13 protein-coding genes are annotated in these 19522 nt (G+C 70.3%); 4 read left to right on the top strand and 9 right to left on the bottom strand.

Features of this window, described 5'->3' with window-relative positions:
- The first annotated feature begins 224 nt into the window (after positions 1 to 224).
- The gene (recA, locus tag ACN469_RS03265) at positions 225 to 1253 is read left to right on the top strand and encodes a recombinase RecA (protein WP_498764044.1); all 1029 of its coding nucleotides are present in this window, start codon (positions 225 to 227) and stop codon (positions 1251 to 1253) included.
- Here recA and ACN469_RS03260 read toward each other — a convergent pair.
- The 4 genes from ACN469_RS03260 to pssA all read right to left on the bottom strand — a co-directional run bounded on the left by ACN469_RS03260 (position 1250) and on the right by pssA (position 5614).
- The gene (locus ACN469_RS03260; RefSeq protein ID WP_498764042.1) at positions 1250 to 1753 is read right to left on the bottom strand and encodes a DUF1285 domain-containing protein; all 504 of its coding nucleotides are present in this window, start codon (positions 1751 to 1753) and stop codon (positions 1250 to 1252) included. The two genes, recA and ACN469_RS03260, sit on opposite strands and share 4 nt — an antisense overlap.
- 58 nt (positions 1754 to 1811) lie before the next feature.
- Entirely contained in the window at positions 1812 to 3281 is a 1470-nt protein-coding gene (locus tag ACN469_RS03255; RefSeq protein ID WP_498764041.1) for a hypothetical protein, read from the bottom strand.
- The gene (locus ACN469_RS03250; protein ID WP_498764040.1) at positions 3278 to 4543 is read right to left on the bottom strand and encodes a CinA family nicotinamide mononucleotide deamidase-related protein; all 1266 of its coding nucleotides are present in this window, start codon (positions 4541 to 4543) and stop codon (positions 3278 to 3280) included. Before ACN469_RS03250 ends, ACN469_RS03255 begins: the two co-directional genes overlap by 4 nt.
- Before the next feature lie 210 nt (positions 4544 to 4753).
- Positions 4754 to 5614, bottom strand: a complete 861-nt coding sequence (gene pssA / locus ACN469_RS03245) for a CDP-diacylglycerol--serine O-phosphatidyltransferase (protein ID WP_498764039.1) — start codon at positions 5612 to 5614, stop codon at positions 4754 to 4756.
- A 119-nt stretch (positions 5615 to 5733) separates the two neighbouring features.
- On the opposite strand from pssA, the gene ACN469_RS03240 reads away from it, so the two are divergent.
- The gene (locus ACN469_RS03240; RefSeq protein WP_498764037.1) at positions 5734 to 6855 is read left to right on the top strand and encodes an alpha/beta fold hydrolase; all 1122 of its coding nucleotides are present in this window, start codon (positions 5734 to 5736) and stop codon (positions 6853 to 6855) included.
- On the opposite strand, the gene ACN469_RS03235 is transcribed toward ACN469_RS03240, so the two are convergent.
- A complete protein-coding gene (locus tag ACN469_RS03235) occupies positions 6856 to 8499 on the bottom strand; it encodes a hypothetical protein (protein ID WP_498764035.1) in 1644 nt (547 codons plus the stop codon).
- A 327-nt stretch (positions 8500 to 8826) separates the two neighbouring features.
- Between ACN469_RS03235 and ACN469_RS03230 the strand changes: the two genes are divergently transcribed.
- Complete coding sequence (locus ACN469_RS03230; protein WP_002635502.1) at positions 8827 to 9096, top strand: HU family DNA-binding protein; 270 nt, start codon at positions 8827 to 8829, stop codon at positions 9094 to 9096.
- 111 nt (positions 9097 to 9207) lie between these two features.
- On the opposite strand, the gene ACN469_RS03225 is transcribed toward ACN469_RS03230, so the two are convergent.
- Together ACN469_RS03225 and ltaE are read right to left on the bottom strand one after the other, a co-directional pair.
- On the bottom strand, positions 9208 to 10188 hold the full coding sequence (locus tag ACN469_RS03225) for a M23 family metallopeptidase (protein ID WP_498764033.1): 981 nt from the start codon (positions 10186 to 10188) through the stop codon (positions 9208 to 9210).
- A 161-nt stretch (positions 10189 to 10349) separates the two neighbouring features.
- Positions 10350 to 11375: a low-specificity L-threonine aldolase gene (ltaE, locus tag ACN469_RS03220; RefSeq protein ID WP_498764031.1), complete on the bottom strand. Its 1026-nt coding sequence runs from the start codon at positions 11373 to 11375 to the stop codon at positions 10350 to 10352.
- 48 nt (positions 11376 to 11423) lie between these two features.
- On the opposite strand from ltaE, the gene nth reads away from it, so the two are divergent.
- Entirely contained in the window at positions 11424 to 12146 is a 723-nt protein-coding gene (nth, locus tag ACN469_RS03215; RefSeq protein ID WP_498764030.1) for an endonuclease III, read from the top strand.
- On the opposite strand, the gene def is transcribed toward nth, so the two are convergent.
- Together def and ACN469_RS03205 are read right to left on the bottom strand one after the other, a co-directional pair.
- On the bottom strand, positions 12100 to 12633 hold the full coding sequence (gene def / locus ACN469_RS03210) for a peptide deformylase (protein ID WP_141648714.1): 534 nt from the start codon (positions 12631 to 12633) through the stop codon (positions 12100 to 12102). The two genes, nth and def, sit on opposite strands and share 47 nt — an antisense overlap.
- Positions 12634 to 12721: 88 nt before the next feature.
- Positions 12722 to 19516 (bottom strand): DnaJ domain-containing protein, encoded by a 6795-nt coding sequence (locus tag ACN469_RS03205; RefSeq protein ID WP_498764028.1) that lies wholly within the window; start codon positions 19514 to 19516, stop codon positions 12722 to 12724.
- Between the last annotated feature and the right edge of the window lie 6 nt (positions 19517 to 19522).

The raw sequence follows: 19522 nt of genomic DNA, 5'->3' as shown, positions 1-19522 counted from the left end.
CATAAATCCGAGATGAGCAGCCCGCTCAGACCGCAGGCCCGCGGTGCGCACCCTCCACCATCCGGGACACCCCGCCGCTCACACGGACGCATCGCCGCACGCGAGTAAGAGGAGAACACACCCCGGCATGCGTGTTGCTCAATCCCTCCTCGATGCGCTCGTCACCTCCACGCGGAGGACACGGAACGCAGCACAGAAACCAGGACAGGGCGGCGAGGGAGTCGATGAGCAAGCTGACGGAGAAGCTGAAGGCAGTGGCGGCGGCGGTGGCGTCCATCGAGAAGCAGTTCGGACGAGGCTCGGTGATGACGCTGGGGGGTGACGCACACGAGCAGAAGATCGCGGTGATTCCCTCGGGCTCGGTGGGGTTGGACCGGGCGCTCGGCGTGGGCGGCTATCCCCGGGGGCGCGTGGTGGAGGTGTTCGGCAATGAGTCGTCGGGCAAGACGACGCTCACGCTGCATGCGATTGCCCAGGTCCAGGCGGCGGGAGGCGTGGCGGCCTTCATCGACGCGGAGCACGCACTCGACATCCACTACGCGCGCAAGCTGGGGGTTCGCGTGGAGGAGTTGTTGATCTCCCAGCCGGACACCGGAGAGCAGGCGCTGGAAATCACCGAGCATCTCGTGCGCTCGGGAGCCGTGGACCTCATCGTCGTGGACTCGGTGGCCGCGCTGGTGCCCCGCGCGGAAATCGAAGGGGAGATGGGCGACGCGCACATGGGCGTGCAGGCGCGGCTGATGAGCCAGGCCCTTCGCAAGCTCACGGGCGCGGTGAGTCGCTCGGGCACCTGCATCGTCTTCATCAATCAGATTCGCATGAAGATTGGGGTGATGTTCGGCAACCCGGAGACCACCACCGGTGGCAACGCGCTGAAGTTCTACTCCTCGGTTCGACTGGAGATTCGCCGCACGGGCAACCTCAAGGACGGGGATGCGGTGGTGGGCTCGAGGGCCCGCGTGAAGGTGGTGAAGAACAAGCTGGCCCCGCCCTTCCAGGAAGCGGAGTTCGACCTGCTGTACGGCAGCGGCATCCACCGCACGGCCGAGGTGCTCGACCTGGGCGTGGCCGCGGGCCTCATCGACAAGGCGGGCAGCCACTTCAGCCTGCGGGGAGAGCGCATCGGTCAAGGACGGGAGCGCGCGGTGGAGTGGCTGCGCGAGCACCCCGATGCCATGGAGACGCTGGCCCGGGAGCTGGCCGGTACACCACCCCTCCCCTGCCCCACGGCTCCCGTGGAGGCAGCGGCCTAGCCGGCCAGCTCGTCCAGGGAGAGGGCCACGGGGTAGCGCTGCTCACCCACGCGGAGCAGGAGCCCTCCCTCGGGAGCCGCCTCCAGCAACTGGCCCAGCTGGTACTGCGCATCGCGGGAGAAGCGGGCCTTGGCCCGTCCCTGCTTCACGCGACACGAGAGGACCCCATCCGGCTCGACGGCCAGGGTGGGGAGGTCCAGCACGTCGGCGGTGCGGTCACTCAACCGGATGGACACGCGCTCGTCCGGCGTGACGTCCACGGTCCGCACCTCGTACGCGGCATCCGCCACCTGCACGAAGCACCAGTCATTGCCGATGCGGAGCTGGTAGCGGCCCGTGTCGTCCAGGATGAGGGAAGCGTTGAAGAGCTCGATGATTTTCGGATGCTCGATGGGCTCGTCGTCGTGCCACCAGCGCAGGCGGGCATCGAGGCGGATGCCGCTGTCCTCGCGGGTGTGCCAGCGCTTGCCGGCAGGAGGCTGTCCGGTGGGAGGTTGCATGGCCTCTTTCTATCTGCGCGCGGAGCCCGGGGGATTCAAGCCCTCGGGCTCCGATGCCCTACCAGTTCCGGACAAGCTCCGTGTAGCCCCGGAAGGCCACGGCGCCCCAGAAGTTCACCAGCACGCCCAACGCCAGCGCCCCCAGCACCACGCGCTGGCGCAAGGACCAGCCGCCAATGGCGAAGAGCAGCAGCAGATAGGGCGTGTAGTCCAGGCTGAAGCGGAAGCCGAACTGCATGTAGCCGGTGTTCTGGTAGAAGAGCCCCGGCAGCGCGCACACGGCCACGGTGAGCCACAGCGGCCAGTGCAGCCGGGGCTTCAATTTCGGAATCAGCAGGAAGACAAGCAAGGGCAGCGTCAGCAACAGCGAGAGCCCTCGCGGGTCATAGCCGAGCTTGAGCGGCGTCAGCGACAGCGACGGCCACTTGAGGAAGGCGGCCTCCAGGTTGCGGCCCAGATAGTCCCAGTGGAAGAGGCCCCACCGGTCGATGTCCACGTTGACGCGGTTGTTGAAGAGGAAGGCGTGGCCGAACTCGCTCAACCGGCCAAAGCGATACACGTTGTAGCCAGCGGCCAGCAGTCCCAGGGGCGCGGCGCCCAGCGCGAACAGGCCAATCTTCCGCGCCGCGGGCTTCCAGTGACGACCCAGGGCCTTGAGCTGCTCCAGGCGGGGCTCGGGGCCCGGGCACAGCGCCTCCAGCACGAAGAAGAGGCCCGCGAAGAACAGCGGCGTGCGCGTGAGCGTCGCCATGGAGAAGAACACTCCCGCCAGCACGGGCCGGTGGGCACGCAGGGCGTTGCGCACGTAGAGGCAGGTGAGGGCCACGCCCATGACCTCGGCGCTGAACCACACCTCGCCGCGAATGGCGCAGTAGAAGAACAGCGTGCCGAAGGCGAGCGTGAGCGCGAGCACGACGTTCTCATCGCGGGTGCGTGCCGTCTCACCTTCCTTCGCCAGGAAGCGCAGCAGCGAATAGAAGAGCGCCACCGCCAGCGCACCGACGATGACGCCGAACGACGTGTCGTTGAACTGATATCCGTGCAGCGCGACGAAGGGCAGCATCGCCACCGCGGGGAACGACGGGAAGCTCACGAACCAGCGGTCATCCGGAAGCGGCCGACCCTCGCAGCGGACCTTCTCGCCACCGACCTGACGCACACAGGCCCAGTCCTCCAGGTTGGGAAGCACCTGGGGGTCCACGTCCAGCCGCCCCTCCAACCACGACTGGGCCTGGTAGATGAAGTGCGGCGCCGCGCTCTGACGCAGGAAGCGCTGGGAGCTGAAGCTCGAGAGCACCAGGAAGGCCACCACGAACAGCAACACCTCCACGCGGTAGGCCGCGAACCACACGCGAAGGATGGCTCCAGGCGCGCTCATCCGTGGCGCGGGCGCGCTCCGCGTGGATGGGGCACCGCCGGACTCCGGAGGCGACTCAGTAGCGGGGGTGACCGGCACCTCCGGGGCCGAAGCCGTGATGCCGGGCTCGGGGGTGGAGGGCTCGGGGCGCTTGGACTTGGAGCGGCTCATGGGTGGGCGGCGGCGGACAGCAGGTGCTGCCGCAACATCTCCAGCGTGTGGGAGGCAGCGAAGAGGCGCACGCGCTCTCTGTCTCCGGAAAAGGACATGCGCTCACACCGCGTGGCCAGGTCCGGGCCCGCGAGCGCGCAGTACACGGTGCCCACGGGGTCCTCGGCGGTTCCTCCTCCGGGCCCCGCATACCCCGTCACCGACAGGCCATACGTGGTGCCACAGGCGGCACGCACGCCCTCGGCCATCGCGATGGCCGTCTGGGAGGACACAGCGGAATGACGCTCGAGCACCTCGGGCGGAACGCCCACCCATGCGGACTTCATCTTCTCCGAATAGACCACCGCGCCCCCGACGAAGACGGTGCTGGCTCCCGCCACCGCAGTGAGCCGCTGCGCGATGAGGCCTCCCGTGCAGCTCTCCGCCGTCGCCAGCGTGGCACCCGCTCGGCCCAGCATGTCCAGCAGCACCGGCGCATACTCCTCCGCGTCCGCGCCGAAGACACGGGCACCCAGCACCCGCCGGCACTCGACCTCGGCGGAGGCCAGCGCCGCGTCGGCCTCGGACTGCGACGGCGCCTCCGCCATCAACTTGAGGTGGTTCTCCGGTGCGTGCGTGCGGAAGCCGAACACCACCCGGGGATGGCTCGCGGCCAAGGGGGCGACGGCGAGGTCCAGCTCCGACTCGGGGAGTTCCACCGTGCGAAGCAGGCGGAAGGAACGGAACACCCGGCCGGGCCGGGCCTCCAGCTCCGCCTGGATGCGCGGCAGCACCTCGCCCTCCAGCAGCGCACGGAACTCGCGCGGAACACCGGGCAGGAAGAACAGACGACACCGCCCCAGGGTGAGGACAACGAGCGGCGCGGAGCCCGCCGGGTTGCGCACCGGCTCGGAGCCACGGGGGATGCGGGCCATGCGCAGCGCGCTCGGGTTGATGGGAACGCCCCGTGCCGCATAGCGCTCCCGCAGCCAGTCGAGCACCCGCGCATCTTCCTCGAGCGGCACACCCGCTGCCGCGGCGGCGCACTCCAGGGTGAAGTCATCCGCTGTGGGCCCCAGGCCACCAGAGACCACCACCACGTCCGCCCGGGACGAGGCCTCCAGCAACGCCTGGGTGATGTCGGGCCGGACGTCGCCCACCAACACCACCCGCTCCACCTTGATGCCCAGGTCGAAGAGCCGGGCTTCCAGCCAGGTGCTGTTCGTATCCGTGATGAGGCCGGTGACCAGCTCGTCACCAGTGCACAGCAGCTCGACGCGCATGGGCCGCGCATCCTAGCGGCAGCCGTGGGCCACGGCACGGACGGAAGCATCTCCGCGCTCGCTCACCCACCAGGACCGCGTCCGAACGCCAGCCTCCCCGCCGCCTGGACCCGGTGCCCCCGTCTCTCAGGCAGGGCACGACTCACGCGAGGCGAAGAAATGACCGGAGGCGCCTGGGCGGAGGGGCTGGCTCGCCCCCTCTCGCGTCGGTCAGAGGAAGGCGGGCCCGTCGTTGCCAGGGCCGCGGCCATCCTCGGCCTCTTCGTCGTCATCCTCGTCGTCGATGACGGTGGCCGCAGCCGCGGAGCCGGCCGCCAGCTTGCGCGCCGCCAGATGCGTGCGCACCTGCACCGCGGACTCCACCAACCCCAGCGCGAGGTACGCACCACAGAAGGCCACAAGCAGCCATGCGGGATGGTACTGCGTCGCGATGGCCACACCGCCCACCACCATCAACGTGAACACGGCCGCGCTCTTGCGGCTGGGATGGGTGTCCTTGAAGGTGCGGTAGCGCACCGTCGACACCATCAGCAGCGCGAGACCCACCACCGCCACCGCCACGGGGACGTAGGCCGACTCGTGCAGCGGCTCGCCCTGGAACGCCGCGTGGTGCGAGATGATGACCGAGACGAGCATGCCCGCGGCCAGCGGAATCGGCAGGCCCACGAAGAAGCGCCCACCTCCACCATGGGGATTGCGCGCCGCCAGCACGTTGAAGCGCGCCAACCGCAGCGCGCCACAGGCGGCGAACGCGAAGGAGATGAACAGCCCCGCGAAGCCCAGCGGCGCCAACGCCCACTTGTAGACCAACAGCGCCGGAGCCGCCCCGAACGAGACGACGTCCGCGAGACTGTCGAGCTGCACACCGAAGTCGCTCTGCGTCTTCGTCAACCGGGCAACGCGACCGTCGACCCCGTCGAAGAACATCGCGAAGAAGATGGCCAATGCTGCCTGGTACAACTGGACGGGTCCTGCTTCACCCGTGCACAGCGTGATGGCATAGAAGCCACAGAAGATGGACGTGACGGTGAAGAGGTTCGGCAGCACGAACATCAGTTTCCGTAACTTCATCGCTCCCTCGAATTCCTCTGATGCCTGTGAGTTCCTGGCAACAGGACGGCGGGTGAACGAACCTTAGCAGGGTTTTATTCGAGGCACCGTCAGACCAAGGGGTCGGCAAGGAGGACAAGATGGGAGACTGGCGGTGGGTCGTGTGGGTGCTGGTCGCCAGCCTCGTCGTCGTTTTGGGCAATGTCCTGTGGGTGGCGCTGGTCCGACGGTGGTACCGGCTGAAGACCCCGCTGCCCCAGGCCTTCAAGGCCCGGTGCGCGGATGGGTGGGAGCTGGCGGTCCACGCCCGGCGCGCGCCCGTGAGGCGCTTCGAGGAGCCGGTGCTGCTGTGCCATGGACTGGCCGCCAACCGGTACACGTTCGACTTCGAGCCCCCCTACTCCGTCGCCCACTACCTGGCCGAGGCGGGCTTCGACTGCTTCAGCGTCGAGTGGCGAGGCACCGGGCACTCGCGCCTGCCGCCCCGGGGACGCCGGTACACGGACTTCACCATCGATGACCACATCCTCCAGGACGGCCCCGCACTGCTGGAGTTGGCCCTGAAGGAGACGGGGGCGAAGCGCGCCTTCTGGCTCGGCCACTCGCTGGGTGGGCTGGTGGGCTATGGCCTGGCGCAAGGGCCGGAAGGAGCGAAGCTGGCGGGACTGCTCACGCTGGGCGCGCCCGTGCACTTCAAGTCGGAGCCCTTCCTGCGCACGCTCATCTCGCTGGGGGTCCGCGCCGCGTGGCCCGCACGCTTCCGGCAGGAGTGGATGAGCGCCAGCCTGGCGCCGTTCCTCGGCTACGTGACGCTCCCGCTGTCGGACCTGGTGGTGAATCCCCTGCACATCCCTCCGCGCATCCAGCGGCAGGTGTACGCGAACATGATGTCGTCGATGAGCCGCAAGGTGCTGCTCCAGTTCCAGGACTGGATTGAGCACGACGCGTTCCGCTCGTTCGACCGCACCCGCGACTGGCGCGCCGGCATCTCCCGCCTCCAGCTCCCCATCCTCGTCATGGGCGGGAGCGCGGACCGGCTGGCCACCGCTCAGAACGTGGAGAGCCAGTTCGCCCTCGTCACCGCCGAGGACCGCACGCTGCACGTGTTCGGCAGGGACCGGGGCGATGCGCTGGACTACGGGCATGGAGACCTCGTGTTCGGCAGCGGTGCTCCCCAGGAGGTCTATCCCGTCATCCGCGAGTGGCTGGAGAAGCACGCGACGCCCCTGGATTCCGCCACCGCGCCGCCTCCACCTCCGTAGTCAGCGCGGGGCGGTGCGGGGCTCGGCGATTCGCTCCACGCACGCGGCCTCCTCGCCTCGCCTGTCCTCCGAGCGGATGCGGCCCAGGCGCACCCGAGTGACTCCCGTGCACTCGGCCCAGATGAAGCCCTGTCGGCTTCCCCGGGCGTGGAGCGCGTCCACGCGCAGGTCGCCATCCCCCATCGCCGCCAGCACCGTCTCCCCGCTGTCTCGCGCTTCCACGCCCGTGGCCTCCAGCGTCGCGAACGTGTCCACCAGCAGGGCCGCCTGTCCGCAGCGCTCCAGCTCCGCATCGCGCAGCAGCACCCGCGCGTTCTGCGCCGCGAGGACACAGGCCCCCGTGGTTTGTCGAATCACCACGCCCTCCACGTCCGCGCGAACCTGACGCAGGTGCAGCCCATCCCCCGTGACGCCGTCCGCCGAGCGCACGCCCACCACCGTGCCATCCCTGAGCCTCAAGCTTCCGCCAACCACCACCACGCCATACTCGGCGGCGCCCTCCACGTGGATCCGCCGCGCGTCCACCTCCGAGCCCGTGAGCTGAAGCGCCCCGTGGCTGCCACTGCCGCGCACCACGACTTCCTCCAGCAGGACACCTCGCGAGGCGACCACGGCCAGTCCCGCCCGCTCCGCGCCCACGGACAGCAGGCCTCGTACCTCAAGCCGCTGCACGCGCATCGCGGAGACCGCGAGCTCGTGCCCCAGCACGCGCACGTCCTCCAGCACCAGGCTGCCTTCCACCACCGAGAACGCGGCGCCTCGGCCCGCTTCTGCCTGGGAGCGGCGAACCTCCGCGTGCCCCCCGTCCATCCCCAGCGCCGTCACCGGCCCCACGAAGCGCAGGTCCTCGAGCAGCGCCCTGGACTCGGCGCCTCGGACCCGGACCGCGCGACGGAAGGGGCCCGTGAAGGAGGTTCCTCTCAGCCAGGTGCTCCTCGAGGGCGAGGGCGATGGCACGCCCTCTGGCGCTTCGAGCAGGACTCCCACGGTCTCCGACACGGACGCCTCGAAGCGCGCGTCCACGGCCTCGAACCTTCCGGAGGTGACTCGCACCGCGCCCTGGCGCTGGCCGCTGAAACCCACCTTCTCCACAAAGACGCGCCCGCTCCCCGTCACCTCCAGGCCCCAGGTTCCTCCCCGGACCTCCAGGTTCCGCAGCAGCACCCCACCTGTGCCAACAGCTGGCGGCAGGCTCTTCGGATCCGCGGTTCTCGACGAAGGCACGGCCTGTTCGGAGGTCGTTGGCAGCGAACCAGCCTCCGGACCTTCCGCCCCCGGGTTCCCGGGCGACCCACCCATGGGCCCGGTGGCCCGCAGGACCGTGCCTTCGGGTCCTTCCATCAGCAGCACCGTGCCAGGCCCCTCGCCCTCCAGGCGGACGTCCGCTGGCAGCATAAAGGGTCCCCGGTACTCCCCCGCCGCCAGGTGCACCGTCAGCGGACCCGGCCGGGCCAGCGCCTCCGCCAGCGACCTCAAGGGACGCTCTCGCGATCCGTCACCGGGCCGCCACCACGCCGCGTCCACCCACACCTCGGCGTGGATCACCTCCCGGCCCTGGGAGGGACTCCCGGCGCCAGAGGGCCCGGGGCCCCGGCAGCCGCCCAGCAGCAGGATCATCAGCGTCGGAAACGTTCGGAAGCGCACGCAGGCGGAAACCCTAGTCCATTCCCGCCCACCCCGGCCCAGGCGCGATCAGAAACACACGCCAAGTGATCGAAATCCCAAAGACTTTCTTTCAATCACGATCAGCCCAATTGTTTTCGCCGTGATGAATCCACACGGTGTGTCGGTGTCTCGGGTGCGGATTTCTCCCTCTGTCTACGCCCGGTGTTTCATCGAGCCAACTTTTCGTCCGGAGGCCGATTTTCCGGCCTCGGAGCGCGGTCAGCATTGACAGGGAAAAGAGCGATTTGTTACCACCGGTTGGCTTACGCGCAATCAAGGCCAGACAACGCAGGACGGAGGGGCGTAATGACCAAGGCAGAGCTCGTCGAGGTGGTGGCGGCGCAGACACGTCTCACCAAGAAGTCGGCGGCGCAGATCCTCGACATCGTCTTCACCAACATCGGCAAGGCGGTGAAGAAGGACGCGCGATTCAGCTACCCGGGCTTCGGAACCTGGTCGGTGCGCTCCCGCAAGGCGCGCAAGATTCGCAACCCGCAGACGAACGAGATGATGAAGCTGAAGGCCTCGAAGACCATCGGCTTCCGGCCGGCCAAGGAGCTGAAGAACTCGCTGTAAGTCGCTGACGCCACCCCGGTTCATGCCGTGGCGTCCCAGGGACTCGCGATGAACCAGGCACTCCCCTCAGGGGCGCTACCTCAGCGGTGGCGCCCCTGATGCGTTGCGGGCTCAGGAGCCCGCACCACCCCGCGCCATGGGCGGCGCCTTCGGACGCTCCTCACCCTCGTCGCCGAGCGCGTCCAGGGGGTCCATCACCTCTCCGTCCCGCCACAGCTCGAAGTGCACGTGCACGCCCGTGGCCAGCCCCGTCTCACCGGCCAGCCCCACCGCGTGGCCCCGCTCCAGGATTTCCCCCGGCTCCACCAGCACCCGGGACAGGTGGCTGTAGCGAGTCACCCAGCGCCCCTCGTGCTGCACCTCCACCTGGAGGCCATGGTCGCCGTTCCACCCCGCACGCAGCACCACGCCCTTCGTCGCCGTGTAGACGGTCTGGCCCTGCTTCGCCGCAAGGTCCACGCCCAGGTGGCGCCGCTGCTCGCCCAGGATGGGGTGCCAGCGCTGTCCGAAGACGCTGGTGATGGTCACCGGATCCACCGGCCAGGCCAGTCGAGGCAGCCCGTTGACCTCCTCCGGATGCTCCAGCCGCCGCAGCTCCGCCATGCGCACGGCGAGCCGCCCGACGCGCAGCACCACGGCCTCCGCCAGGGCTCCGGGCATGTCGCCATAGGTGCGGCCGTCCTGCTCCAGTTCGGCCTCCAGGACACCCCGGGCTCGCTCCACGTCGCGGGAGTCCGTGCGCTCCAGGGCGCGCTCCAGGAACGCATCCAACATCCCGTTCATCACTTCCCAGCTCTCCACCTGCCCCAACGGCATGGGCCCACCCCTCGCCACCTTGCGACGGTGCGCACGGGCCCGCTCCCGGAAGGACGCCAGCGCATCCTGAAGCTCCATGGACGGCTCGGGCGAGGCCAGCCGGAGCACACGCCCCTGGGACGAAGCGGGGGCACTCTCGAAGGCAGGGGGCGAGGAAGGCGCGGAGGAGGACGGCTCCGCGGTGCTGTAGACCTCGTCGAAGCTCATCGTCTGCTCCGACCGGGTGGTCGAGCAGGCACAGACGCTGACGAAGGCGAGGAGACGGAGTCGACGCACGGCCCGGCGAGCCTACCACGCTCCGCTCGGTGCCTTCCCTCGCCCAGCAGCCACGGCTTCGCCCGGACCGGAAGCGGGCGAGCAACCTCACGGGGGGCGGCTCACGAGCAGGACCTCCGCCCGGGAGAACACGCCCCTCACGCCGAGGCCCGCACGGCGGTCTACGCCAGGACTCGCCGGATGCGCGCCACCGACTCGTCGATGTCCGCCGCCGACAGGTCCAGGTGCGTCACCAACCTCACCGAGCGCGGTCCTCCCGCCGGGTTCGTCAGCACGCCGTGTTTCCCCAGCAGCGTCACCATCTCCATGGCCGGGCGGTCGAACTCCGCGAACACCATGTTCGTCTCCACCCGCGCCACCTCCACCTTCACTCCAGGGACTTCTGCCAGCGCCGCCGCGAGCCGGCGCGCGTTCGCGTGGTCCTCGGCGAGCCGCTCCACGTGGTGGTCCAACGCGTACAGCGCCGCCGCGGCCAGGATGCCCGCCTGCCGCATGCCTCCGCCCAACCGCTTGCGCAGCCGACGCGCCTCCTTGATGACGTCCGCGCGGCCCGCCAGCGCCGAGCCCACCGGCGCCCCCAGCCCCTTCGAGAAGCACACCGACGTCGTGTCCGTCAGCTTCGCCCACGTCGACGCCGGCACTCCCGCCGCCACCTCCGCATTGAACAGCCGCGCGCCATCCAGGTGCACCGCCAACCCCGCCTTGCGAGCCACCTCCACCACCGCGCGGAAGCGCTCCACCGGCCACACCGAGCCGCCTCCTCGGTTGTGCGTGTTCTCCAACGAGAGCAACCGCGTGCGCGGGTTGTGGAGGTTGTCCTCACGCACCGCCGCCGCCACGTCCTCCGGCGTCAGCAGGCCCCGCTCGCCCGGCAGCGGCTGCGGCTGCACACCCCACAGCGCCGGCACCGCGCCGCCCTCGTAGTGCAGGATGTGGCTGCCCGCCTCGGTCAGCACCTCGTCCCCCGCCCGGCAGTGCGCGCCAATGGCCACCTGGTTGGCCTGCGTGCCCGAGGGGACGAAGAGCGCCGCCTCCAGGCCGAGCCGCTCCGCCACGCGCGCCTCCAGGCGCGACACCGTGGGGTCCTCGCCGTACACGTCGTCCCCCACCTCCGCTTCCGCGATGGCGCGGCGCATGCCGGCCGTGGGCTTGGTGACGGTGTCGGAGCGAAAGTCGATGGGCTTCATGGTTCTCCCGCAGGGTGGCGCTAGCCAGGACTTGGGTGCACGACAGGGGTGACATACAACGGCCGCGTGCCCGGACGTGAGACAGCGGCGGCGAAGCGTGAGCGCGCGGTGAAGGTGATGGAGCGACTGGAAGCTTCCATGCCCGATGCCCACATCGAGCTGGATTTCCACTCCCCCCTGGAGCTGCTCGTGGCGGTGATGCTCTCCGCCCAGTGCACGGACAAGCGGGTCAACATGGTGACCCCCGCCCTATTCCAGCGCTTCCCCAGCGCGAACGCCTACGCGCAGGTGCAGCCCACCGACGTGGAGCCCTTCATCCGCACCTGCGGCCTGTACCGCGCCAAGGCGAAGAACATCGTCGCGGCGGCGAAAATCCTCGTGGAGGAACATGGCGGCCAGGTGCCGCTCCGACGCGACACGCTCGCGGAGCTGCCCGGCGTGGGCCGCAAGACGGCGGGCGTCGTGTGCATCCACCTGGGCGGCGACGATGCCTTCCCCGTGGACACCCACGTCAAGCGGCTCGCCTACCGGCTCGGCTTCACCACGCACGAGGACCCGGACAAGGTGGAGACCGACATGCGGGCGGTGCTGCCCACCCCCTGGTGGACGAAAGGCCACCAGCTCCTGGTGTGGCACGGGAGGCGGACGTGCTTCGCCCGCTCCCCCGAGTGCCAGCGGTGCGTCGTGGCCGAGCTGTGCCCCAAGAAGGGCGTGGCCCGAGCGGCTACCGAGAAGCCGACGGGTTCAGCTCGCTCTCGCGCGAAGCCTTGAGCTTCTTCATCCGCTTGCGGATGAACTCGCGCTTCAGCGTGGAGACGTGGTCCACGAAGACGGTGCCGTTCAGGTGGTCCGTCTCGTGCTGCACGGCGATGGCGAGCAGCTCGTCACAGCGCAGCGTCTGCTCCTGACCGTCCACGTCCAGGTACTTCACCGTGACGACGGCGGCGCGGTCCACGTCCTCCGACTCGCCGGGGAGGGAGAGGCAGCCCTCGTTGTAGGTCGTCTCACCCTCGAGCGCGACGAGCTCCGGGTTGATCATCGCCAGGGGCTTGGACTCGGGCTGACGCGGCGTGGTGTCCAGGACGATGACGCGCTGGAGCACGCCAATCTGCGGCGCCGCGAGTCCCACGCCGTCGGCGGCGTACATCGTCTCGAACATGTCCTTGACCAGCGCGCGGGTGGAGTCGTCCACCTTCGTCACGGGCTTGGCCTTCTGCTTCAGGATGGGGTCGGGCCAGATGAGGATCTCACGAACCATGGAGGCCCTCTTAACTCCCCCCGCGCGCACGGGCAACCCCGTGCGGGCAGCCCTCCTCCACCCCGGCGCACGGGACGTCCACCCCCTGTCAGTCGAGCAGGCTGCGTGCGTACTCGGAGCGCAGTCGGTCATCCCCCAGGGCCTGGGCCGCCTCGGACAGGACGCCTCGAATCTGCTGGGCGCGGTGCTGGAGCGCCGGGTCCGGATGACCCGCGAAACGCAGCGGGTGGAACTCGGCGGCGAGCAGCTCGTAGGCCCGCTTGACCTCCTCACTGCCCGCCGTGCGCGCCAGCCCCAGCACGGTGAAGTAGTCCGCGTCCTGAATCTCGTCGAACTTCGCTTCCAGCCGACGGACGTCCAGCTCGGGCGGCAGCTCTCCGGAGTCGTCCGCGTCGGCGGGCTGCAGGATGATGAGCCCGAGCGTCCGCGCCACCGAGAGCGCCTTCAAGGCCGAGTCCTGCGGCACACCCGCGCCCAAGAGCAGCGCCTCCACCGTGTGCTCGCCATCCACCTGGGAGAGCAGTTGGAGGTCTCTCGCGGGCAGGCCGAAGTCATCGGGCGCGAGGTGCAGGTCGCCTCGGACGACACGGGCTCGGAGGCCACCCGCGGAGGCCAGGAGCGACTCGGCGGTCAGCGTGTTGCGCAGGGCCTCCGCGAGCAGGAACAGGGGCGGACGCGTGGCCGCCGCGAGCGCCACCTCGTGCGGCGCCGGCTCCTGCACCAGCCGGTACAGCGTGGACGGCTCGGCCAGGGCATCGAGGAAGACCTGCTCCGTGTAGCGCTGCACCAGCGGCACGGCCTCGGACTCGCGCAGATAGCCTCGGCCTCGGAGCGCGTCGAGCAATGCTCCCGTGGTCGCGCTGCGCACCAGCCGCAGCTCGCTCTCCTGACGCGCGTCGATGAGGCCGTCCGCGCGAGCACGGTCGATGAGTGACTCACCAGACGCGGACGAGACCGCCCCCACCAACGAGCCGTCGCGCAGCCACAGCACGCGCAGCGCGTTCATCACCTTCAGCTCCAGGCGCACCTCCATGCGCGCCTCGCAGAGCCGCAGCACCAGTCGGGACAGGCCCTCCTGGGTGACGCTGCCACTGCGGGATACGGCGAGCTCGGGACGGCCCGGAGGGGCCTCCAGCGGGAGCAGCGCCGCGCGGGCCTGGGCCGCGGCTTCCTCTGCCTCGCGGTGGCCTCGCTCCTCCAGCTCCAGACGCTCGCGCTCGGACCGGGCTCGCTCCTCCGCCGAGTCCGCTTCCAGTCTCGCCTTCTCCGCGTGCAGCGCCTCCAGGGACTGGCGTGCCTCTTCGCGCTCGGTTCGGACCTGGGACAGCTCCGCTTCCACTTGTTGGAGACGGGACTGGAGCTGCGCGAGCTGCTCGGCGATGCGGGCGGACGTCGACTCGGCCTCGGTTCGGGCCTGGGTCTGCTCGTCGATGCGGGACTCGATGGCGGCACGCTGGCGCGCTTCGGCGTCCAGGCGCACTTCCAGCGCCGTGCGGTGACGGCCCTCCGTCTTGGCTCGGGCTTCCGCGTCGGTCAGCGCTTGAGCGGCCTTCTGGGCTCGGAGCTCGGCCTCCGCGCGGACCTCGGCTTCCGCGGCGGCTCGGGACTCCGCCTCCGCGCGTTGCCTCGACTCCGACTCCGCTCGGGTCTCCGCGACGACTCGCTGCTTCGCGTCGGACTCCGCTCGCGCCTCTGCCTCCGCGCGCAGGCGGGCTTCTGTCTCGGCTCGGGCCTCGGCCTCCGTGCGCAGGCGGGCTTCGGTCTCCGCTCGGGCTTCGGCCGCCTCACGCTGCTTCGACTCCAACTCCGCGCGCGCCTCCGCTTCGGCACGCTGTCGCGATTCCAGCTCCGCGCGCGCCTCGGACTCCGCTCGCTGTCTCGCTTCGGATGCCGCTCGGGCTTCGACTTCTGCGCGCTGCTTCGCCTCGGACTCCGAGCGGGACTCGAACTCCGTGCGCTGCTTCGCCTCGGATTTCGCCTGGGCTTCTTCGCGCTGCGTCGCCTCGGACTCCGCTCGGGCCTCGGCTGCTTCGCGCTGCTTTGCTTCGGACTCCGCTCGGGCTTCGGCTTCTTCGCGCAGCTTCGCTTCGGCTTCCGCTCGGGCTTCGGCTACCGCTCGCTGCTTCGCTTCGGACTCCGCGCGCTCCTCGGCTTCCTCTCGGCTCTGGGCCTCTATCTCCGCGCGAGCCTCGGCCTCCGCGCGTTGCCTCGACTCGGACGCCGCTCGGGCTTCCGCCTGGGCTCGGGCCTTTGCCTCCTGGTCGAGGCGCTCCTTCGCCTCGGCCGAGGAACGGGACTCCATTTCCGCGAGCGCGTGGACCTCCGCCTCGGTCTGGGACTCCAGTTCCTGGCGGGCGCGAATCTCCGCCTCCACACGCTCCTCGGCTTCGGCCCGCGCTCGGGACTCCAGCTCCGCCTGGGCCTCCGCCTCGGCACGCGCACGAGACTCCTTCTTCGCGTGCGTCTCCGCTTCGATTCGCTCCGAGTCCGCGGTCGCCGCGCGCGTCTCGGACTCCGCTCGCGCCAGGGCCTCCGCCCCAGCACGGGCCTCCGCCTCCACCAGCGCCACCTCCGCGGACTTCACTCGCGCTTCCAGGCTCCGACGCGACTGCACTTCCGTCTCGGCGCGGGCTTCGGCATCGACCCGTCCCGCGGCCTCGGACTCGAGCCGAATCTCGATTTCCTTCAGCGCCTGCGCCGCCGCCGCCTCGCGCGTCTCCGTCTCCTGGAGCTTCTCCTCCAGCTCCGCGAGACGCGACTCGGCCTCGGCTCGCGCCAGGGCCTCCTGGTCGGCACGCTCCTGGGCGTCATCCCTGGCGAGGAGCGCCTCCTTCGCCTTCGCCTCCGCTCGCGCGAGGTCTTCCGCCCTCAGACGTGCAAGCTCTCGGGCCTCCGTCGCCGCTGCATCCAACAGGCCGCGCAGCTCGATGAAGTCCTGCTCGCGCGACTCGATGCGACCCAGGGCCGCCTTCGCGGCGGCGTCCACCGTGGCTCGCGCCTGGGTCTCGGACCGCGCATGGGCTTCCGCCGCTTCGAAGCGCTCCTGGAGCTTCGCCAGCTCCGCGCGGAGGGACTCCGCTTCCGAGCCACTCCGAACACCTAGCTCGGACTCTCGCTGCTTCGACAGCTCCAGCTCGGCTTCGAGTTCGCGCCGCTGGCGCTCTTCCCGTGCCTGGGCCGCCGCGAGTTCGGCCTCCCTCGCGCGCGCAGCCTCGAGCTGCTGCTCCGCTTCCGCGCGCAGCGTGGCCTCTCGTGAGTGCGCGTCCTCCAGCGTGTCGAGCCGCTCCTGAAGCGCCTGGAGCTGCTCTCCGCTCCTGTCGCGCGCGGCCTCGGCCTCCACGCGCAAAGCCGCTTCGCGGTCCAGGACTCCTCGCAGGGACTCGCTCAGGTCGCGGGACTCATCGATTCGCCGCTCGGCGTCCTGATGAAGCGCGGTCTCCTGGTCCAGCGCGGCCCTCAGCGAACGGACGCGCTCATGGGCTTCCTCGAGCTGTTGCTCGAACTCCTCCAGTCGAGCGTTCGTCGCGAGCGTCGACTCCTGCGCATCGGACGCGGGCCAGTGCTCGGCCCCTGGTTCCGTCGCGTGCTGGCTTGCCGGGGCAGCCTCCTCTGATGAAGGGGTGTCCGCGTTCGAGTCGAACCACACGGCGCCAGGGGAGGACTCCACAGGCGCGGACCCTTCCGGCTCTGAGTCGAACCAACCCACCGAGGCGTCGGAGGCGGGCGTCGAGACTCCTCCGGACGCGGTCGCCGCCGTAACAACATCCGGGTGAGCCTCCGCGCCCGTCGGCGGCGACCCAGCGAGGGTGGCCACCGGCGACTGCACATCACCCGTTTCCGAGTCGAACCAACCCCCGGCTACGTCCGGACTGGACGGCTCGGCGCTCGGCTCCGCTCCCGACCAGTCCGTCTCGTCATTCGCGCTGGACGGCTCGGCGCTCGGCTCCGCTCCCGACCAGTCCGTCTCGTCATTCGCGCTGGACGGCTCGGCGCTCGGCTCGGCTCCCGACCAGTCCGCCTCCTCATTCGCGCTGGACGCTTCGGCGCTCGGCTCCGCACTTGACCAGTCCGTCGCATCGTTCGCGCTGGACGGCTCGGCGCTCGGCTCCGCGCCCGACCAGTCCGTCTCGTCATTCGCGCTGGACGCTTTGGCGCTCGGCTCCGCGCCCGACCAGTCCGTCCCATCATTCGCGCTCGACGATTCGGCGCTCGGCTCCGCGCTGGACCAGTCCGTCGCATCGTCCGCACCAGAAGCAGCGACACCCGGCTCCGCTCCTGACCAGTCCGTCTCCTCGTTCGCGCTCGACGCTTCCGCGCTCGGCTCAGCCCCCGACCAGTCCGTCGGCGCATTTGCGGCGTCGGCCCCCGGCTCCGCTCCGGACCAGTCTGTCGACTCGTTCGCGCTCGACGCTTCGGCACCTGGCTCCGCTCCGGACCAGTCTGTCGATTCGGTCGCGCTCGATGCTTCGGCACCTGGCTCCGCTCCCGACCAGTCCGTCTCCGCGTCGGTGCTCGACGCCTCGGCCCCGGACTCCGCACCAGACCAGTCCGTCGCTTCGTCCTCGCTGGCGGCCGTGGCGGATGGCTCAGCGTTGAACTCGTTCGACGCGGCATCCGCGCTCGGAGCTTCGGCGCCGGGCTCCGCATCGGACCAGTCCGTCGCCTCGTTGGCGGCCTCGGCGTGAGCTTGCTCGGGGGACGTGCCCACCAATGCATCGCTCCCGGAGGAGTCCTCGAAGGCATTCGTCGCCACCGTATCCGGCGCAGCCCCAGCTACCGCTGGCTCCGAATCGAACCAGTCCGCGCCAACACTGCTCGCAGGCGGCTCTACTGGCGCCCCTTCGGGGTCATCCTGGCGAACCTTGGCCTGAAGCTCCGCCTCCAACACATCCCACGGCGAGGCCGGCAGGCGCTCTTCTTCAGACAGGTCGCTGGAAGTGGACTCGGTTCCGGTCGACGCCTCGGTACCCGTCGTCGCTTCAGGCGACGGCTCATCCTCTCCGGCATGTCCCCGCAGGGAATGGTCGACCTCGGGGTCCGGTGGCAGCTCCGTCCACGCAGATGCCTCGAGCGGCGCGGAGGGCCGTGCGCCCCCATCGCGCATCGCAGCCAGTTCCGCTTCCGCCGCGGAGAGCGCATCCCCTGAAGGGGATGCCGGAGTGTCGACGTCGAAGAACCCCTCGTCCCCCAACCGCGGCGCCAGCGTCACGGGCCGAGCTGCCGACGCGGAGACGGGCTCCTCCGTCCAGGCGAGACTCCCCACTGGCGGTGAGTCCTCGACCTCGCCTCCCGCCTGTGGCTGTTCCGCCGTCCAGTCCGTCGGCGCTCCAGCCTCCGAAGTACTCACGCCATACAGGACCGTGGGCGGACCACTCACGCCACCCGGCCCTGCTTCACCTGTCACGGCGCTCGCGAAGCCCTCGGAGAACGCATCGTCCAGGCTCCCAGGGGTCGCACCACTCCCCGGCGCGGACTTTCCAACCCACCCCGCGAGCCCAGGAGCCGGTGCGTCTTCGCGCGAGTCATCTTCGGGGCTGCCCCATGCGGCCGTCGAGTCATCGGTCCCATACGCCGCGTCCATCGCCGCTTCATCCAGCGCATCCGTCGCGGCTCCGTCGACACCCAGGTCCTGTCCACCGGCAGCGCTCAGCTCATCCGGTCCGAGCGCCGTGGGCATCGGCATGCCCTCGTCGAAGCTCGCGGCTCCGTCCGCGTAGGCACTCGTCGAGGAGCCCTCCGCGCCATAGGCGTCCGAGCCCGCGTCCGAGGAGTCGTATCCCGAGCCCTCGGCTCCGCCGTGCGCACCCGCGTCGTAGCCTTCCGCACCGTAGGGCGCCACGTCCGTCGCGGGGTCCGAGGAGTCGTAGCCGGTGGCCGTGCCCTCCGCGTACGCGCCCGCGTCGTAAGCCTCACCACCGTGACCGCTGTCCGCGGAGTCCCCAGTGGCGGTTCCATCCCGCGCGCTGGTGTCGTACCCGTCAGCGACTCCTCCGTCGTGGGGACTCGACTCGTACCCTTCGGTGGCGACACCCGCCTGAGTGCTCGACTCGTACCCTTCGGTGGCATCCCCCGCTGAATACGCGTCAGCAGCAGCCCCGGCGTCAGCGCCGGACTCATCCCCCTCCGCCCGGAACACCTCGCCCGCCGACAGCGCGCCCCCATCGAAGGCCTCGCCCTCGCCGCCCGACGCGGCCGCGCCCCAGTCCTCGCCTCCTCGCGCGGATTGGATGGAAGCCATCGCCGCGGCCTCCACCTCCTGGTGCGCCTGCTCCAGCGTCGCCTGCACGTCGAGCGTCGAGCGATGCTCCTGCTCCTCGGCACGCGCCGTCCGCTCCTCGCGCGTCATCGCCGCCAGCTCCCAGTCCGTCTGGTGCAGCGGCGCCAGATCCCCAAACAGCGCATTCGCCAGCGCCGGATCCCCACCCACCGACCCAGGCCCCGTCGCGTGCCACGCCTCCGAGCCCTCCCCGCCTCCTACCCCTTCCCCTCGGACTCCTGGCGGACTCCGGTTCTCCAGCACATGCCACGCGTCCGCCTCCGACGGCGCACGGATGAGCGAGTCCACCTGCGCCACGAAGCTCGTCCCATCCAGAGGCAGCGGCGCCACCGGCGCACTGAACCCCGCGATGGCCTCGCCCAGCAGCAACACCCGGGCCGCCTTCCCGTCCGGATGCTGGAGCAATTCCTCCAGCACCAGCCGACCCCGGCCACTCTCCACGCCAGGGGCCAGCACGATGAGCGCCGGCAGGTGGTGCCCGTAGGCAATGAGCGCATCCGCGGCGGACGTGGCGAGGATGACCTCGTGCCCGTCACGGGTGAGCAGACGCCGCACTGCGGCGATGGTGGCGATGTCGTCGTGGACGAGGAGGACCGGTGCGCCCATGGGGGG

This window comes from Corallococcus terminator (genome assembly GCF_049194865.1).
GTDB classification, from domain to species: domain Bacteria; phylum Myxococcota; class Myxococcia; order Myxococcales; family Myxococcaceae; genus Myxococcus; species Myxococcus terminator_A.
The sequence above is the reverse complement of the archived record's forward strand: the minus strand, read 5'-3'. Positions and strand labels throughout refer to the sequence as shown.

Excerpts from the sequence above, each read along its gene's own strand:
- ACN469_RS03240 (WP_498764037.1), top strand. The coding sequence starts at position 5,734 with ATGGGAGACTGGCGGTGGGTCGTGTGGGTGCTGGTCGCCAGCCTCGTC.
- def (WP_141648714.1), bottom strand. The coding sequence starts at position 12,633 with ATGGTTCGTGAGATCCTCATCTGGCCCGACCCCATCCTGAAGCAGAAG.
- ACN469_RS03250 (WP_498764040.1), bottom strand. The coding sequence starts at position 4,543 with ATGCGCGTCGAGCTGCTGTGCACTGGTGACGAGCTGGTCACCGGCCTC.
- pssA (WP_498764039.1), bottom strand. The coding sequence starts at position 5,614 with ATGAAGTTACGGAAACTGATGTTCGTGCTGCCGAACCTCTTCACCGTC.
- ACN469_RS03255 (WP_498764041.1), bottom strand. The coding sequence starts at position 3,281 with ATGAGCCGCTCCAAGTCCAAGCGCCCCGAGCCCTCCACCCCCGAGCCC.
- ACN469_RS03260 (WP_498764042.1), bottom strand. The coding sequence starts at position 1,753 with ATGCAACCTCCCACCGGACAGCCTCCTGCCGGCAAGCGCTGGCACACC.
- ACN469_RS03205 (WP_498764028.1), bottom strand. The coding sequence starts at position 19,516 with ATGGGCGCACCGGTCCTCCTCGTCCACGACGACATCGCCACCATCGCC.
- ltaE (WP_498764031.1), bottom strand. The coding sequence starts at position 11,375 with ATGAAGCCCATCGACTTTCGCTCCGACACCGTCACCAAGCCCACGGCC.
- recA (WP_498764044.1), top strand. The coding sequence starts at position 225 with ATGAGCAAGCTGACGGAGAAGCTGAAGGCAGTGGCGGCGGCGGTGGCG.
- ACN469_RS03230 (WP_002635502.1), top strand. The coding sequence starts at position 8,827 with ATGACCAAGGCAGAGCTCGTCGAGGTGGTGGCGGCGCAGACACGTCTC.